This is a genomic window from Curtobacterium sp. P97 (genome assembly GCF_023712445.1).
Taxonomy (GTDB): domain Bacteria; phylum Actinomycetota; class Actinomycetes; order Actinomycetales; family Microbacteriaceae; genus Curtobacterium.
On the sequence record NZ_JAMAYF010000168.1, the window covers coordinates 1 to 428 of the forward strand.

At 75.9% G+C, this 428-nt stretch carries 1 pseudogene; it reads left to right on the forward strand.

What is annotated here, in order from left to right:
• Positions 1-159: 159 nt before the first annotated feature.
• Positions 160-428: pseudogene (locus M3677_RS17485) on the forward strand (iron-siderophore ABC transporter substrate-binding protein); the annotation flags it as partial.

Below are 428 nucleotides of genomic sequence, written 5' to 3' on the forward strand. Positions count from 1 at the left end.
GCCTGGTCGGTCAGGTGCGCGCAGAGCACGACCCGGTTGCGCAGGGTGCGGCCGCGCAGCTCGAGGGGCGCCAGCAACCGCACGCCGCGCACTGTGCCACGGCCGAGATCACAGTCCCGCGCCGATCGGTTCAGGCAAGGCTGCCCTTACCCTTCGGCGGTGATCCGCGCGCTGCTCGTCGTCCTGGCCCTGCTGCTGGCCGGGTGCTCGTCCGGCCCCGCACCCGCGACCTCGACCGCCGCGTCCGCCGCCGCCCCGGAGTCCGGGGTCGCCCCGCAGTCGCTGCCCGCCGGCTACGGCTCGACCGCCCCCGACGGCGTGTTCCCGCGCGACGTCGTGCACTTCGGCGGGACGACGACCATCCCCGCGCAGCCGCAGCGCGTGGTCGTGATCAGCACCGGCCAGCTCGACGGGGTGCTGTCCCTGGG